Origin of the sequence: Stenotrophomonas forensis (assembly GCF_028752115.1) — a bacterium.
Taxonomy (GTDB): Bacteria; Pseudomonadota; Gammaproteobacteria; order Xanthomonadales; family Xanthomonadaceae; genus Stenotrophomonas; species Stenotrophomonas forensis.
Window position 1 is genome coordinate 2,171,132 of record NZ_CP082270.1, and the last position, 14,125, is coordinate 2,185,256.

A 14,125-nucleotide genomic window follows, 5' to 3' on the forward strand; every position below is an offset into this window, starting at 1 on the left:
CAACGCGCGCCCGCAATGAGACGGACTCGTCCGCAACTGCTACCGTGCGTTCACACCCTGCCAAGGAAGCACCATGCCACTTCGCGCCATCGCCTACGTCAGCCGGGCGCTGCCGGAGCTCTCCGTTGAGCGGCTGCAGGCGCTGGTCGAGGATGCCGCGCGTTTCAACAAGATGGCGGGCGTGACCGGCGTGCTGCTGCATGACGGTGATCGCTTCCTGCAGTACATCGAAGGTCCGCCAGACGGGATCGATTCGGTGTATGAGCGCATCCTGCAGGCGGGCAGCCACATCGACATCATCGAGCTGGCGCGCGGCCGCCTGGGCCAGCGCCAGTTTCCGTACTGGTCGATGCGCGCGTTGCCGGTGGAGGCCGCGCTGCTGCGGCAGCTTTCGAGCAGCGACTGGTCCGGTTTCAGCCGGACCCTGGAAGGAGATCGTTCGGCACCGACCCCGGTCGACCTGCTGGATGCGGTGGTGCAGCCGGCACTGCACGCCGGTTGAGATTCAGCGCACGCCGCCTCCGCAATAGGCGGTGTACAGCGCCTGCAGCACCCCCAGCGCCGGGCCTTCCTGCATGCGGTAGTGGATTGCCTGCGCCTCGCGCCGGGTTGCCACGATCTGCATTCCGCGCAGCACCGCCAGGTGCTGGGACAGCGCCGAAGCGCTGAGGCCGGTCAGTGCCTGCAGTTCCGGCACCGGCGCCTCACCCTCGACCAGCCGGCACAGCACCTGCAGCCGGGCAGGGTGGGCCAGGCTCTTGAGCAGCGCGGCCGCCTGCGTGGCGTGCTCGGCCATCGTGGCAGTGTCGAGCGGCGGGTGGGTCATGGTTGACCTTTTTGTTTAGAGGCGTCTAATTTAGAGAAATCTAAATTCGAGGGCAATCCATGCATGGCATCAAGGAAGGCGGGGCATGAACCTGCCATGGAGCGCGCTGGCGGGCGGTGTGTTGATCGGTATGGCTGCCGTGTGGTTGCTGGCTGCCACCGGGCGCGTTGCGGGCATCAGCGGGATCGCTGCGGGCAGCCTGCGCGCAGGTAGAGGCGAGCGTGGCTGGCGCTGGGCCTTCCTCATGGGCCTGCTGGCAGCGGCAGGGCTGGTGCTGTGGTGGCAGTCGGTGCCCGGCAGCGCTCCACGTGTACTGCTGCGCGATGCCTTGCCCGCCTGGCAGCTGATCGGCGCCGGCCTGCTGGTCGGTTTCGGCACCCGCCTGGGCAGTGGCTGCACCAGTGGCCACGGCGTATGCGGCATGGCTCGCGGTTCGAAACGGTCGCTGCTGGCGGTGCTGGTGTTCATGGCCTGCGCGATGCTGACCACGTTCGTGGTTCGTCACGGCGGAGCCCCGTTGTGAGCCGCGCCCTCTGGGCTGCCGCTGTGGCGGGCGCATTGTTCGGCGCCGGGCTGGCGCTTTCCGGAATGACCGATGCACGCCGCGTGCTCGGCTTCCTCGACATCCGTGGCGCGTTCGATCCCACGTTGATGTGGGTGCTGGGCTCGGCGCTGCTGGTCAGTGCAATCGGCCAGCGTTGGGTGCTGCGTCGCGCGCAGCCCTGGTTTGCCCTTCGCTTCCAGCTGCCGACGGCACACGATGTGGATGCTCGCCTGCTGCTGGGCGCGGCACTGTTCGGCATCGGCTGGGGATGGGCTGGCTATTGCCCGGGGCCGGCCATCGCCGGACTTGCCGTGGCATCGCGTGAAGCGCTGTGGTTCGTGCCGGCGATGGTGCTGGGCTTCTGGCTGCACGATCGCCTCGTGCGTTGAGGCTTCACCCCTGTGTCACGATCGATCGGGTCAGATCCATGGACCACGGGGAACGGAGCGCAGTGACATGGCACGGATGAAGTGGAAGGGAAGGGCGATGCTGGCCATGGCGCTGGCGTCCGCGATCGCACCGGCGCTGGCCTGCACGCGCGCGGTGTACCTGGGCGACAACGGTGATGTGATCACCGCGCGTTCGATGGACTGGAAGGTGGATGTCGCCACCAATCTCTACGTGCTGCCGCGTGGCATCGCACGCACCGGGCAGGCTGGCCCGAAGTCGCTGGCCTGGACTGCCCGCTACGGCAGCGTGGTGGCCACCGGCTACGACGTGTCGACCACCGACGGCATGAACGAAAAGGGCCTGGTCGCCAACCTGCTGTGGCTGGTCGAATCGGAGTACCCGCAACAGCGCGGCAACAAGCCGGGCCTGGCGATCTCGCTGTGGGCGCAGTATGTGCTCGACAATTTTGCGACGGTGGACGAGGCGGTGGCTGCCTTGAAGCGTGAGCCGTACTCGATCGTCACCGACAAGGTGCCTGGCGAGGACCGCCAAGCGACGCTGCATCTGTCGCTGTCCGATGCCACGGGTGACAGTGCCATCGTCGAGTACATCGGCGGCCGCCAGGTCATCCACCATGACCGGCGCTACCAGGTGATGACCAACTCGCCGATCTTCGACCAGCAGCTGGCGCTCAACACCTATTGGCAGCAGATTGGTGGCACGGTGATGCTGCCGGGCACGAACCGCTCTTCCGATCGCTTCGCCCGCGCCTCGTTCTACATCAACGCCATTCCCAAGGCGGAAGATCCGGTGGAGGCACTGGCCAGTGTGTTCAGTGTGATCCGCAACGCCTCGGTGCCGTACGGCATCACCACGCCGGGCGAGCCGAACATCTCCTCCACGCGCTGGCGTACCGTGGCCGACCACAAGCGGCGGCTGTACTTCTTCGAGTCGGCGTTGACCCCGAACACGTTCTGGGTCGATCTGAACAAGGTCGATTTCGGTGGCCCGGTGCTCAAGCTCGACCTTGGCAAGGACCAGCGCAATACCTTCGCCGGCGATGCGCTGGGCCACTTCGTGCCCAGCGCGCCGTTCACCTTCCTCGGCGTCGACGGTTAGTTCGACGCCTGGCTGGAGGCCGGGTACACCGCCTGGATGGTGCAGGCACCGCGGCGGCTGAAGCGGGGCAGCGGCGCCAGTTCGTCGCTGCGCTCGTCGTAGCTGGCGAAATCGGCGGTGACCACCCGATCGCCCGGGTTGCCGCAGATCAGACCATTCTGCATGCCCGACTGGAAGCTCAATTCCGGCGACCGGTCGAGCTGGAGGCAGTGGCTGCCCAGTTCGACCCGGTAGAAGCGATGGCCGCCGCTGCGCCGTGGATTGGTTTCCACCAGCATGCCCTGCGTGTCGGACGACCAGCCACGCACATTGCGGGTGGCGAAGCAGTACGAGGGCGAGCCGCCGAAACCGCGGCGGACTTCCTTTCGCTCGCGGATGGTCAGGGCTGGCAGCGTGGCGGTGCGCAGGCGATCACTGTCGCGCGCAACGCTGGCGTAATCACGGTTCTGCACTGGCGTAACCGCACTGACGGCGCAGCTGTGGCCGTCCACCACCACCCGCTCGCTGGGACGACCGCAGGCCCAGCCGGCAGGTGCCTCCAGTTTCAGCGTGGTGGCACCGCGAACGCCGGGGCAGTCTTCGTTGAAGTCGATCCGATAGGCCTGGCCGGAGGCGGAGCGCAGCGCGATCGAGCGCGGTGAGGCCTGCTCGACCTCCTGTACGCCGACCGCGTCCATGCAGTGCGGGGCCGGCGGCGTGCGCTCCTGGGCGGAAGCGGTAGCGGCGAGGGCCAGGCCGAGGCTGGCGGCGAGCAGCAAATACGCGTGCTGATGGGTCATGACCTGCACTCCCTGCGTGGGTTGACGGCCCGACTATAGCAGCGGTTTGCACGGCCTGTGTTACACGCGCACACTGCCCGGATGGGCGCGATCTTCCACCTGCGGCACTACGGCCAGGCCACCGGCCTGGACCGCCATGACTACGCGCAGTGGGTGTTGCCGCTGCAGGGCGAACTGCAGTTCGAGATGGAAGGGCGTGGTGGCCGCCTGGACCTGCTGCAGGGCGCTTTCGTGGCTGCCGGCGAGGCCCATGACCAGATGGCCGATGGCCCGAACGGTTTCGTGATCGTCGACTGCGCGCCGGGCGTGCTGGATGACGGCACCCAGGAGCATCTGTGCCGCCAGCGCTGGTTGCACCTGCCGCTGGCGCTGCGCCGGTGCCTGGCCGATGTGCAGGCCGGCCGGCCGATGCCAGCCCTGCTTCCGCAGTTGCTGCAGGCGTTCGCACCGGCCGGCAGTGGCGCTCGCATGCAGGGGCTGTGTGCGGCAGTGCAGGCCGACCCGGGCCAGGCGTGGCCGGTGGCCCGCATGGCGGCGTTCGTTGGGGTCAGCGAGAGCCGCCTGCACGCGCTGTTCCAGCGTGAATTCGGGCTCAGCCCGCAAGCCTGGCTCAGCGCCAGCCGGTTGCGCTGGGCCAAGCACCAGCTGCGCACCAGCACCGCGCCGATCAGTGACATCGCGCTGTCTGCAGGCTATTCCGAGCAGAGCGCACTGACCCGTGCGCTGCGCCGCGAGTGTGGGCAGACCCCGGCCGCGTGGCGCAGGAGCGCAGGGCTGTAGCGTCGAGCCATGCCCGGCTGCCGTTCGCGCGATAGCCGGTGCAAAAGCAGTCGAGCATGGCCCGACGCTACAAAAGCAGCAGGGCAGTAGCCTGGGTCAAGAGGGCTCCGCCGCCCACCGACTACACTGCGCGGCCTCTTCCCCCACGAAGAATTCCAATGCGCAACAACCCGATGGCCCGGGGCATCGCCAATGGCGTTGCCGCTGGCGCGCTATGGGGCGTGGTCTTCCTCGCCCCCGCCGTGCTGCAGTCGTTCAATGCCCTGCAACTGTCCGCCGGTCGCTACCTGGTCTATGGCCTGATCGCCGTAGCCCTGCTGCTGCCACGCTGGAAGCGGCTGGCGCCACAGTTGGGGCGCGCCGAATGGTTGGGCCTGCTGTGGCTCAGCCTGGCCGGCAACCTGGTCTACTTCCTGCTGCTGGCGACCGCCGTACAGTGGGCAGGCGGCGCGGCGGCCTCGCTCATCGTCGGCCTGATCCCGGTGGTGGTGACGCTGGTGGGCGTGCGCGAGAAAGGCGCGGTGCCGCTGAAGCAGCTGTTGCCGGCACTGGGCCTGTGCGTGCTCGGTGTAGCGCTGGTCGGTTGGGAAGCGCTGATGTCCGAACACCTGGCGACACCCTGGCGGCAGCGCCTGATCGGCCTGTTGTGCGCGTTCGGTGCGTTGTTCTCGTGGGCGCTGTACTCGATCGGCAACAGCCGCTGGCTGGCGCGGCGGCCCGATCTGTCCAGCCACGACTGGTCGCTGCTGACGGGCGTCACCACCGGTGGCCTGGCCCTGCTGCTGGTGCCGATGGCCTTCATCGGCCACACCGGCAGCCACACGCCGGCACAGTGGGGCGGCTTCTGGGCGATCAGCGCCGGCGTGGCGGTGGTTGCCTCGATCCTTGGCAACGCGTTCTGGAACCGCGCCAGCCGCCTGCTGCCATTGACCCTCACCGGCCAGATGATCGTGTTCGAGACGCTGTTCGCGCTGCTCTATGCCTTTGCCTGGCAACAGCGCTGGCCCTCACTGCTGGAGGCGCTGGCGATCGTGTTCCTGGTGGCCGGGGTGATGCTGTGCGCGCATGCCCATCGCGCACCGCGGGCGATCGCCGAACATGCCGGCTGAATGCGGCCGTCAAGCGTGCTGATGGCTACTTTGTCTCAGATGCAACCAAATGTCGGCACGTTGGCCGATGATCGCGGCAGCGTTTTTTTGCATCGCAGCACTTGACAGCGGCAGGGCGCGCGGTGTTTTCTGTGCGCCATGGTCCTTGATGCCGCCCACGCCAGCCTGAACGCCCCCGCCACCGCGGGCCGTTCGACTGCGCCGGTCGCCACCACCACCATTACCACCACCACCGTCACCACTGCCCTGGTGCGGCCCGTCGTCTTCGTGTAACTCCCGAAAACCACGGCCCCGCACCATACAGGTGGCGGGGAAACTCGACACCTGCATGCGACGGGGCCTCCTACCGAGGTCTGCATGTCTTCCCACGCCCCCGCCCATTCCGTTGCCCCGGCCGACCTGGCTGCGCCGTCCATCGTCGTGCACAAGTTCGGTGGCACCTCGGTAGCCGACGCCGAACGCTACCGCCATGTTGCCGGCCTGCTGCTGGCCCGCCCCGAATCGCTGCAGGTCACCGTCGTCTCGGCGATGAAGGGTGTCACCGATGCGCTGATCGAGCTGGCCCAGCTGGCCGCCAAGGGTGACGAAGGCTGGCGCGAGGCCTGGCATGCGCTGCGCGCGCGCCATCGTGGCGCTGCCGTGGCGCTGCTGGGCGAGCAGGTGGGCGAGACCGTCGAATGGATCGACACGCGCTTCGAGCAGCTGGCCGAGGTACTGGCCGCGCTGGCAGTGATCGGCGAGCTGCCCCGTGAAGTGCTCGATCGCGTGCAGGGCCTGGGTGAAGTGTTCTCCGCGCAGCTGCTGGGCACGCATCTGCGTGCGCGCGGCGAAGACTGCGCGGTGCTCGACGCGCGTGACGTGCTGGTGGTCGGGCATGGCGAACTGGGCGTGGATGTCGACTGGGAGGCCAGTGCGGACCGCCTGGCCAAATGGCGCCTGCAGCATCCACAACTGCGCCTGGTCGCCACCGGTTTCGTGGCGCGTGACCGCCATGACCGCATCACCACGCTCGGCCGCAACGGCAGCGACTATTCCGGCGCGATCTTCGCCGCGCTGTTCAACGCCGATGAACTGCACATCTGGACCGACGTCGATGGCGTGCTGTCGGCCGACCCACGGCTGGTGCCCGAAGCGGTGCAGCTTGAGTCGCTGAGCTATGACGAGGCCTGCGAACTGGCCTATTTCGGCGCCAAGGTGGTGCATCCGCAGACGATGTCACCGGCCATCCGCCTCGGGCTGCCGATCTTCATCCGCAACACCTTCCAGCCGGCGCATCCGGGTACGCGCATCAGCGCCGAGCGCTCGCCGCGCGGGCCGGTGAAGGGCCTGACCCTGAGCCCCGGGCTGGCCCTGCTGAACCTGGAAGGCACCGGCCTGATTGGCGTGCCGGGTACCGCCGAGCGCGTGTTCGCCGCCCTGCGCCAGGCGCAGGTATCGGTGGTGATGATCTCGCAGGGTTCGTCGGAACATTCAATCTGCTGCGTGGTGCGTGCCGCCGAAGCTGCGCGCGGTCGCGACGCCCTGCTGCATGTGTTCGCGCATGAGTTGTCGGTGGGCCAGGTGCAGCGCGTGCAGGTCAGCGAGGGGGTCAGCGTGCTGGCCGCGGTCGGTGACGGCATGGCCGGCCAGCCCGGTGTGGCGGCGCGCCTGTTCGAGGCGCTGGGCCGTGCGCAGGTGAACATCCTGGCGATCGCGCAGGGCTCGTCCGAACGCAACATCTCGGTGGCGGTGGACAGTGCCGATGCCACCCGCGCGCTGCGCGCCGCACATGCCGGCTTCTGGCTGTCGCCGCAGACCTTCGCGGTGGGAGTGATCGGGCCGGGCAATGTCGGTGCCGCGCTGCTGGACCAGCTGCTGGCCGCGCGCCCGCAGTTGCTGGCCAAGGCCAATGTCGACCTGCGCCTGCGTGCGCTGGCCTCGCGTTCGCGCATGCGCCTGGAAGTGGACGGCCTGCATGCCGATTGGCGCCAGGCATTGCAGGAAGCCGGCGAGTCCAGCGACCTGGATCGCTTCACCGAGCATCTGCTGGCTGCGCACCTGCCGCATGCGGTGGTGATCGACTGCAGTGGCAGTGCCGAGGTGGCCGAGCGCTACGAGGGCTGGCTGGCCGCCGGCATCCATGTGGTCACGCCGAACAAGCAGGCCGGTGCAGGGCCGCTGCCGCGCTACCAGCGCATCCGTGCCGCAGCGGCGGCCAGTGGCGCGCGTTTCCGTTACGAGGCCACGGTGGGTGCGGGCCTGCCGGTCATCACCACGCTGCGCGACCTGGTCGATACCGGTGACGAGGTGCTGGCGATCGAAGGCATCTTCTCTGGCACGCTGGCCTGGTTGTTCAACCGCTTCGATGGCAGCCAGCCGTTCTCGGCGCTGGTCGCGCAGGCACGGTCGATGGGTTACACCGAACCGGACCCGCGCGATGATCTGTCCGGCGTGGACGTGGCGCGCAAACTGGTGATCCTCGCCCGCGAGGCCGGCCACGCGCTCAGCCTGGAGCAGGTGCAGGTGGAAAGCCTGGTGCCGGCCCTGCTGCGCGACGGCAGCGTGGATGCGTTCATGGCAAGGCTGGGCGAGTCCGATGCCAGCCTGCTGCAGCGGCTGCAGGAGGCACGCGCGCGTGGCGCCGTGCTGCGCTATGTCGCCAAGCTCGGCGCCGACGGCGCCTCGGTGGGCCTGCAGGAGCTGCCGGCCGACCACGCCTTCGCCAACCTGCGGCTGACCGACAACGTGGTGCAGTTCCGCACCCGCCGCTACTGCGACAATCCACTCGTGGTGCAGGGGCCGGGGGCTGGCCCGGAAGTCACCGCGGCCGGCGTGTTCGCCGATCTGCTGCGCGTGGCCGCGGGTGAAGGAGCGCGCCTGTGATCGCACGTGCGTACGCGCCCGCCTCGGTGGCCAACGTGGCAGTGGGATTCGACATTCTCGGTCATGCCATCGCCGGGGTCGGCGATACCGTAAGCGTGCGCCGGATCGACGAACCGGTGGTGCGCATCGAGGCAATCCGTGGCAGCACGGTCGAACTGCCGCTGGACGCGGCCGGGAACACGGCGGGTGCTGCGTTGATGTCGCTGCGCGAACGGCTGGGCCTGGACTTCGGTTTCGCCGTCGAGATCGACAAGGGCATTCCGTTCGGCTCCGGCATGGGCGGCTCGGCGGCGTCGAGTGTTGCGGCGCTGGTCGCGGCCAATGCGCTGCTGGATGCGCCGCTGCCACGCGAAGCGTTATACCCGCATGCGCTGGATGGCGAGGCGGTGGCCAGTGGCGGCCGCCACGGTGACAATGTCGGTCCGCTGCTGCTGGGGGGGCTGGCATTGTGCACGGCTGATCGCCTGCTGCCGATCCCGGTGCCTGCCAGCTGGCACAGCCTGCTGGTGCATCCGCACGCGGTGCTGGAAACCCGGCGCGCGCGCCAGGCATTGCAGGGCAGTTACGCACTGGGCGAATTCGTCGCGCAGAGCGCGAACCTCGCGCTCGTCCTCAGCGGTTGCCATCGCAGCGATGCCGGGCTGGTCCGCGCCGGGTTGCGCGACGTGCTGGTGGAGCCGCGCCGGGCGGGCCTGATCGCCGGTTTCGAGGCCGCGCGCGATGCAGCGCTGTCGGCCGATGCGATGGGTGCGGGCATCTCCGGTGCCGGCCCCAGCGTGTTCGCCTGGTTCGAGGATGCTGACCAGGCCCGCGCCGCGGTGGCACCCGTGCAAGCCGCGTTCGCCGCTGCCGGATTCGACAGTGATGCCTGGGTGTCGCCGCTGGATGCGCCGGGAGCCCGCCTGTGCTGAATTCCTCCCTACTACTGGATATCGAACCCATGCACTTCGTTTCGACCCGCGGCCAGTCCCCGGCCGTTGGCCTCAGCGCGGCGATCGCCGCAGGATTGGCGCCCGATGGCGGGCTGTACGTTCCCGAGCTTCTGCCGCCCGCCCGCGAACTGCAGGCTGGGACGACCCTGGCCGATACCGCCGCCGATCTGCTTGCGCCGTTCTTTGCTGGCGATGCACTTGAGGCTGCGCTTCCGGCGATCTGCCGCGAGGCCTTCGACTTCCAGGTACCGCTGCGCCCGCTCGGCGCTGGTGACCATGTGCTGGAGCTGTTCCATGGGCCGACGGCGGCGTTCAAGGACATCGGTGCGCGCTTCCTCGCCGGTACGCTGTCGCGGCTGCAGGCGGGCAAGGGCCGCGACCTGACGATTGTCGTTGCCACATCCGGTGATACCGGTGCAGCGGTGGCAGCGGCGTTCCATCGCCAACCCGGCGTGCGCGTGGTGGTGCTGTATCCGGATGGCCGCGTGTCGCCACGGCAGGCGCACCAGCTCGGCTGTTTCGGCGACAACATCCAGGCCCTGCGGGTGGCCGGTGCCTTCGACGATTGCCAGGCGATGGTCAAGCAGGCGCTGGCCGACCGCGAACTGCAGGTGCAGGTGCCGTTGAGCTCGGCCAACAGCATCAGCCTGGGTCGCCTGCTGCCGCAGATGAGCTACTACGCGCATGCGGCACTGACCCATCACGCCGAGACGCGTCGCCGGCTCAACCTGGTGGTGCCGACCGGCAACCTCGGCAACGCGATGGCCGCGGTGCTGGCGCGCGCACTGGGTGTGCCGATCGGGCAGATCGTGCTGGCCACCAATGCCAATGCGGTACTGCCGGCCTACTTCAATGGCGGTGACTACCATCCCCAGCCCAGCGTCGCCACGGTGGCCAATGCGATGGATGTGGGTGCGCCGAGCAACTTCGAGCGCCTGCGCTGGCTCTACCACGGCGACGATGCCGAACTGCGCGCAGCCTTCCGTGCGTTCGCGGTGGACGACGTCACCATCCGCGCCACCATTGCTGCGGCGCACGCCAGCAGCGGCGAGCTGTTCTGCCCGCACGCGGCCACGGCGGTCAAGGTCCTGCAGGACCTGCGTGCACGCGGCGCCAAGGGCGACTGGGCGGTGGTGGCCACCGCGCATCCGGCCAAGTTCGAGGCGGTGGTCGAGCCGTTGATCGGCGCCCCGGTGGCGGTGCCGCCGGCATTGGGTGCGCTGTTGCAGCGGCCAGCGCACGCTGAACCGCTCGCGGCTGACTATGCCGCGCTGCGCGAAGTGCTGCTGCGCTGACCGGAGAGGGGCACGGTTGCCGGCCAGCGGCCGGCACTACCAGAGGGATGCAGCGCGGATTGGGCACGGTTGCCGGCCAGCGGTCGGCACGGCCGGATGGATGCGGCAGGGGTAGTGCCGGCCGCTGGCCGGCAATCCCATGAACCGCGATGCGGTCAGATCAACCCTTCACCGGCCAGCTCGCGCAGCCCGTCCTCGTCGAGGATCTCCACCACGTTCAGGTGGGGCAGGGCGATCAGGCCCTGCTGGCGCAGCTTGGTGAAGGTGCGGCTGACCGTTTCCATGGTCAGGCCGAGATGGTCGGCGATGTCGCCGCGGCCCATCGGCAGCGACACGCGCAGGCCGTCACCGCCGAGGCGGGCCTCGCGCGCGGCCAGGCGCAGCAGGAAGTCGGCCAGCTTCTCGGCCGGCTGCAGGCGCGCCAGTGCCAATGCGGCGTCCTGCGCGGCATCCAGTTCCTGGCAGGCGCGCTGCAGCAGCTTGCGCTCCAGGTGCGGGAAACGGCTGCGCAACACCTTCATCTGCGGCAGTGCGACGCGGCACACGCGGCTGTCGGCGATCGCCTCGATGTCGTAGCGGTGATGATCGCTGCTGCTGAGGCCGAGGTAGTCCCCGGGCAGCACGAAACCATTGATCTGGCGGCGGCCGTCGGCCAGGGTGCGCACCAGGCGCAGCGCCCCGGCGGTCAATGTATAGACATGGTCACGCTCTTCACCGGTGCGGGCCAATGTGCTGCCCATGCTGACCTGCTGTGAAACAGTGACCTGTTCCAACGCCTGCACTTCATCGGGCGACAGCGCCGAGCACACCGCCAGGTGGCGAACCGAGCAGTGCAGGCAGTCCAGCGTGGGGCAGGACGGCGAGGCGGGATCGTTGTTGGCGGGCGGAGCGCCGGAAGGCCGTGACATGTTGCGGGGGCGTATCGCGGTCGGGGAGGGCCTTATGATACTTCAAGCGGCCGTTCGACCCTGCCCGAGGCGGGGGCGCTAGAATGTCGCCCCCTCCCACGTCCCGTTCCAGCAGGAGTTCCGCCCGTGATCAAGCCCCGTACCCCGCCCGGCACCCTTGAACTGCTGCCGCGCGAGCAGATTGCGTTCCAGCGCATGCTGGACGTGATCCGCCGCAACTACGAGCGCTTCGGGTTCCTGCCGGTGGAGACGCCGGTGTTCGAGCTGTCCGACGTGCTGCTGACCAAGTCCGGTGGCGAGACCGAGCGTCAGGTGTACTTCGTGCAGTCCACCGGTGCGCTGGCCAATGCCGCCGAATCGGGCGACCGCTCGCTGCCGGAAATGGCGCTGCGCTTCGACCTCACCGTGCCGCTGGCGCGCTATGTCGCCGAGCACGAGCATGAACTGACGTTCCCGTTCCGCCGCTACCAGATGCAGCGCGTCTATCGCGGCGAGCGCGCCCAGCGTGGCCGTTTCCGTGAGTTCTACCAGTGCGACATCGACGTGATCGGCAAGGACAGCCTGAGCGTGCGTTACGACGCCGAAGTGCTGGCGGTCATCCACGCGGTGTTCTCGGAACTGCGCATCGGTGACTTCAGCATCCAGCTGAACAACCGCAAGCTGATGCGCGGTTTCTTCGAGAGCCTGGGCGTGGCCGAGGGCGAACGCCAGCTGGCGGTGCTGCGCGAAGTGGACAAGCTGGACAAGCGTGGCGCCGACTACGTGCGCGAGACGCTGGTGGGCGAGGACTTCGGCATTCCGGCCGAGCAGGTCGAGAAGATCCTGGCCTTCGTCGCCGTGCGTTCGCAGGGCCATGCCGATGCGCTCGCGCAGCTGGCCGCGCTGGAGGCCGGTGCGGCTTCGTCGGAAACCCTGCGTACCGGCGTGGCCGAGCTGCGCGAAGTGCTGCAGCTGGTGCAGGCGCTGGGCGTGCCGGAATCCGCGTACTGCCTGAATTTCTCCATCGCCCGCGGCTTGGATTACTACACCGGCACCGTCTACGAGACCACGCTGACCGACCACCCGCAGATCGGCTCGATCTGCTCGGGCGGCCGTTACGAAGACCTGGCCAGCCACTACAGCAAGTCCAAGCTACCGGGCGTGGGCATCTCCATCGGCCTGTCGCGCCTGTTCTGGCAGCTGCGCGAGGCTGGCCTGATCGATGGCATCGAAGGCAGCAGCGTGCAGGCACTGGTCGCGCTGATGGACGAGCAGGGCATGCCGCAGTCGCTGGATATCGCCCGCCGCCTGCGTGCCGGTGGCATCAACACCGAAGTGCAGATGGAGCCGAAGAAGATCGGCAAGCAGTTCCAGTACGCGGCCAAGGCCGGCATCCGCTTCGTGGTGCTGGCGGGCGAGGACGAGCTGGCCCGCGGCGTGGTGGCGGTAAAGGACCTGCTGCGCGAGCAGCAGTTCGAAGTGTCGCGCGATGAGCTGGCCAGCACATTGCAGGTGGAGCTGGAGCAGTCGAAGGCGATGGCATGAAGCGAGCCGCCGCAGGAGCGTTGAGTGCGCTCCTGCTGGCGGGTTGCCAGAGTGATCCGGTGCTGCACAGCGCGCGGATCGGGCCGGCGTACTATCGGTTGCAGGTCGATCGTTGCCATGTGATCGATCACGCGCAGCTGGAGGAGGACCTGCGGGCCCTGGCCTCGCGGAAGTGCCCGACGGGCGCAGGTGAGCTGGAGAACACCCAGTCCGTGCCAAGCCGGCAGGGCAGCCTGTTCGGCGAGTGCCTGCGGCGCGGCGCGCTGCAGGCGGAGATCCGCTGTTCGCCCTGATTGTTTCCAAATTGCTGATTTAAAAGAGGAACGCCCGCCCTTTGGTGGGCGTTCTGCGTTTCAGGGCAAACAGCAGTCGAGCATGGCTCGACTCTACAAAAGCCGGTTTCGATCCGACCCACGCCGTTCTGAAAGATCGCGGGAAACTGTCGAAGGCGGGGTGGGTCCGGTGGCAGGGGTGTGAGCGGCATGGATGCCGCGACCAAGCCCCCATGGACGGGTTCACGGCGTCCCCTGCCACCGGACCCAGCCCGCCAACCCTCAGTAGCCCGGCTTTCAGTAGCCCGGCTTTTGCCGTTGCTCAGGCCTCTGCGGGTGCAGGGCGGCAGCCCTGCCATGCCCCCAATCCACGATTTGACGCACTGCGCAAGAATGCGTTAATGTACTAACGCGCTATTACATTGATGCATGGAAACGACCCCGTGAAAGCCCGCCCCGAGATTGCCGCCAAAGACCCGAAGGCCGACCTGCAGGCCCTGGCCCAGGCCTTTGCCGCGCTGCGCGAGCCAGAACAGGTCGAGGCCTTCCTGCGCGACCTGTGCACGCCGGCCGAGCTGGAAGCCATGGCCGACCGCTGGAAGGTGGTGCCCCTACTGCAGCAGGGCGTGCCGTACCGCGAGATCCACGAGCGCACCGGCGTCAGCGTGACCACCACCGGACGGGTGGCGCGCACGCTCGAACATGGGCATCGAGGCTATGCCGCCGCCATTGACCGCCTTGCTTCGCGCTGATCCGCGCCCCGTTCCGACCTTCGAGACCTCCCC

16 protein-coding genes are annotated in these 14,125 nt (G+C 68.4%); 12 read left to right on the forward strand and 4 right to left on the reverse strand.

What is annotated here, in order from left to right; genetic code table 11:
- Positions 1–73: 73 nt before the first annotated feature.
- A complete protein-coding gene (locus K5L94_RS10320) occupies positions 74–502 on the forward strand; it encodes a BLUF domain-containing protein (protein WP_006436202.1) in 429 nt (142 codons plus the stop codon).
- 3 nt (positions 503–505) lie between these two features.
- Here K5L94_RS10320 and K5L94_RS10325 read toward each other — a convergent pair whose 3' ends face one another.
- Entirely contained in the window at positions 506–826 is a 321-nt protein-coding gene (locus K5L94_RS10325; RefSeq protein ID WP_053449584.1) for an ArsR/SmtB family transcription factor, read from the reverse strand.
- An 85-nt stretch (positions 827–911) separates the two neighbouring features.
- On the opposite strand from K5L94_RS10325, the gene K5L94_RS10330 reads away from it, so the two are divergent.
- From K5L94_RS10330 to K5L94_RS10340, 3 genes are all read left to right on the forward strand, one after another.
- On the forward strand, positions 912–1,349 hold the full coding sequence (locus K5L94_RS10330; RefSeq protein ID WP_053449585.1) for a YeeE/YedE family protein: 438 nt from the start codon (positions 912–914) through the stop codon (positions 1,347–1,349).
- A complete protein-coding gene (locus K5L94_RS10335) occupies positions 1,346–1,759 on the forward strand; it encodes a DUF6691 family protein (RefSeq protein ID WP_053449586.1) in 414 nt (137 codons plus the stop codon). Before K5L94_RS10330 ends, K5L94_RS10335 begins: the two co-directional genes overlap by 4 nt.
- 67 nt (positions 1,760–1,826) lie before the next feature.
- On the forward strand, positions 1,827–2,879 hold the full coding sequence (locus tag K5L94_RS10340; protein WP_053449587.1) for a linear amide C-N hydrolase: 1,053 nt from the start codon (positions 1,827–1,829) through the stop codon (positions 2,877–2,879).
- Here the strand turns inward: K5L94_RS10340 and K5L94_RS10345 are convergent.
- Positions 2,876–3,658: a DUF6491 family protein gene (locus K5L94_RS10345; RefSeq protein WP_053449588.1), complete on the reverse strand. Its 783-nt coding sequence runs from the start codon at positions 3,656–3,658 to the stop codon at positions 2,876–2,878. The two genes, K5L94_RS10340 and K5L94_RS10345, sit on opposite strands and share 4 nt — an antisense overlap.
- A gap of 81 nt (positions 3,659–3,739) precedes the next feature.
- Between K5L94_RS10345 and K5L94_RS10350 the strand changes: the two genes are divergently transcribed.
- Both K5L94_RS10350 and K5L94_RS10355 read left to right on the forward strand, forming a co-directional pair.
- On the forward strand, positions 3,740–4,438 hold the full coding sequence (locus K5L94_RS10350) for a helix-turn-helix domain-containing protein (protein WP_049457207.1): 699 nt from the start codon (positions 3,740–3,742) through the stop codon (positions 4,436–4,438).
- Between the two features lie 158 nt (positions 4,439–4,596).
- A complete protein-coding gene (locus tag K5L94_RS10355; protein WP_053449589.1) occupies positions 4,597–5,547 on the forward strand; it encodes a DMT family transporter in 951 nt (316 codons plus the stop codon).
- 9 nt (positions 5,548–5,556) lie between these two features.
- Here K5L94_RS10355 and K5L94_RS10360 read toward each other — a convergent pair whose 3' ends face one another.
- Positions 5,557–5,877, reverse strand: coding sequence for a hypothetical protein (locus tag K5L94_RS10360; protein ID WP_187299804.1), 321 nt, complete (start codon positions 5,875–5,877; stop codon positions 5,557–5,559).
- 27 nt (positions 5,878–5,904) lie between these two features.
- On the opposite strand from K5L94_RS10360, the gene thrA reads away from it, so the two are divergent.
- The 3 genes from thrA to thrC are packed head-to-tail and all read left to right on the forward strand — an operon-like array spanning position 5,905 to position 10,636.
- A complete protein-coding gene (gene thrA / locus K5L94_RS10365) occupies positions 5,905–8,409 on the forward strand; it encodes a bifunctional aspartate kinase/homoserine dehydrogenase I (protein ID WP_274512545.1) in 2,505 nt (834 codons plus the stop codon).
- A complete protein-coding gene (locus K5L94_RS10370) occupies positions 8,406–9,320 on the forward strand; it encodes a homoserine kinase (RefSeq protein WP_053449591.1) in 915 nt (304 codons plus the stop codon). The genes thrA and K5L94_RS10370 overlap by 4 nt, the downstream gene beginning before the upstream one ends.
- Positions 9,321–9,349: 29 nt before the next feature.
- The gene (gene thrC, locus K5L94_RS10375) at positions 9,350–10,636 is read left to right on the forward strand and encodes a threonine synthase (RefSeq protein WP_274512547.1); all 1,287 of its coding nucleotides are present in this window, start codon (positions 9,350–9,352) and stop codon (positions 10,634–10,636) included.
- Between the two features lie 155 nt (positions 10,637–10,791).
- On the opposite strand, the gene K5L94_RS10380 is transcribed toward thrC, so the two are convergent.
- On the reverse strand, positions 10,792–11,544 hold the full coding sequence (locus K5L94_RS10380; RefSeq protein WP_006436589.1) for a Crp/Fnr family transcriptional regulator: 753 nt from the start codon (positions 11,542–11,544) through the stop codon (positions 10,792–10,794).
- 126 nt (positions 11,545–11,670) lie between these two features.
- Between K5L94_RS10380 and hisS the strand changes: the two genes are divergently transcribed.
- From hisS to K5L94_RS10395, 3 genes are all read left to right on the forward strand, one after another.
- On the forward strand, positions 11,671–13,068 hold the full coding sequence (gene hisS / locus K5L94_RS10385) for a histidine--tRNA ligase (RefSeq protein ID WP_053449593.1): 1,398 nt from the start codon (positions 11,671–11,673) through the stop codon (positions 13,066–13,068).
- Positions 13,065–13,361 carry a hypothetical protein gene (locus tag K5L94_RS10390; protein ID WP_274512548.1) on the forward strand — a complete coding sequence of 99 codons (297 nt, stop codon included), beginning with the start codon at positions 13,065–13,067 and terminating at the stop codon, positions 13,359–13,361. Before hisS ends, K5L94_RS10390 begins: the two co-directional genes overlap by 4 nt.
- A 422-nt stretch (positions 13,362–13,783) precedes the next feature.
- Complete coding sequence (locus tag K5L94_RS10395; protein WP_008267046.1) at positions 13,784–14,092, forward strand: YerC/YecD family TrpR-related protein; 309 nt, start codon at positions 13,784–13,786, stop codon at positions 14,090–14,092.
- Positions 14,093–14,125: the final 33 nt, after the last annotated feature.

Bases quoted from the DNA above. Each gene is read 5' to 3' on its own strand.
- K5L94_RS10320 (WP_006436202.1), top strand. From the start codon at position 74: ATGCCACTTCGCGCCATCGCCTACGTCAGCCGGGCGCTGCCGGAGCTC.
- K5L94_RS10325 (WP_053449584.1), bottom strand. From the start codon at position 826: ATGACCCACCCGCCGCTCGACACTGCCACGATGGCCGAGCACGCCACG.
- K5L94_RS10330 (WP_053449585.1), top strand. From the start codon at position 912: ATGAACCTGCCATGGAGCGCGCTGGCGGGCGGTGTGTTGATCGGTATG.
- K5L94_RS10340 (WP_053449587.1), top strand. From the start codon at position 1,827: ATGGCACGGATGAAGTGGAAGGGAAGGGCGATGCTGGCCATGGCGCTG.
- K5L94_RS10345 (WP_053449588.1), bottom strand. From the start codon at position 3,658: ATGACCCATCAGCACGCGTATTTGCTGCTCGCCGCCAGCCTCGGCCTG.
- K5L94_RS10350 (WP_049457207.1), top strand. From the start codon at position 3,740: ATGGGCGCGATCTTCCACCTGCGGCACTACGGCCAGGCCACCGGCCTG.
- K5L94_RS10355 (WP_053449589.1), top strand. From the start codon at position 4,597: ATGCGCAACAACCCGATGGCCCGGGGCATCGCCAATGGCGTTGCCGCT.
- K5L94_RS10360 (WP_187299804.1), bottom strand. From the start codon at position 5,877: ATGCAGGTGTCGAGTTTCCCCGCCACCTGTATGGTGCGGGGCCGTGGT.
- thrA (WP_274512545.1), top strand. From the start codon at position 5,905: ATGTCTTCCCACGCCCCCGCCCATTCCGTTGCCCCGGCCGACCTGGCT.
- thrC (WP_274512547.1), top strand. From the start codon at position 9,350: ATGCACTTCGTTTCGACCCGCGGCCAGTCCCCGGCCGTTGGCCTCAGC.
- K5L94_RS10380 (WP_006436589.1), bottom strand. From the start codon at position 11,544: ATGTCACGGCCTTCCGGCGCTCCGCCCGCCAACAACGATCCCGCCTCG.
- K5L94_RS10390 (WP_274512548.1), top strand. From the start codon at position 13,065: ATGAAGCGAGCCGCCGCAGGAGCGTTGAGTGCGCTCCTGCTGGCGGGT.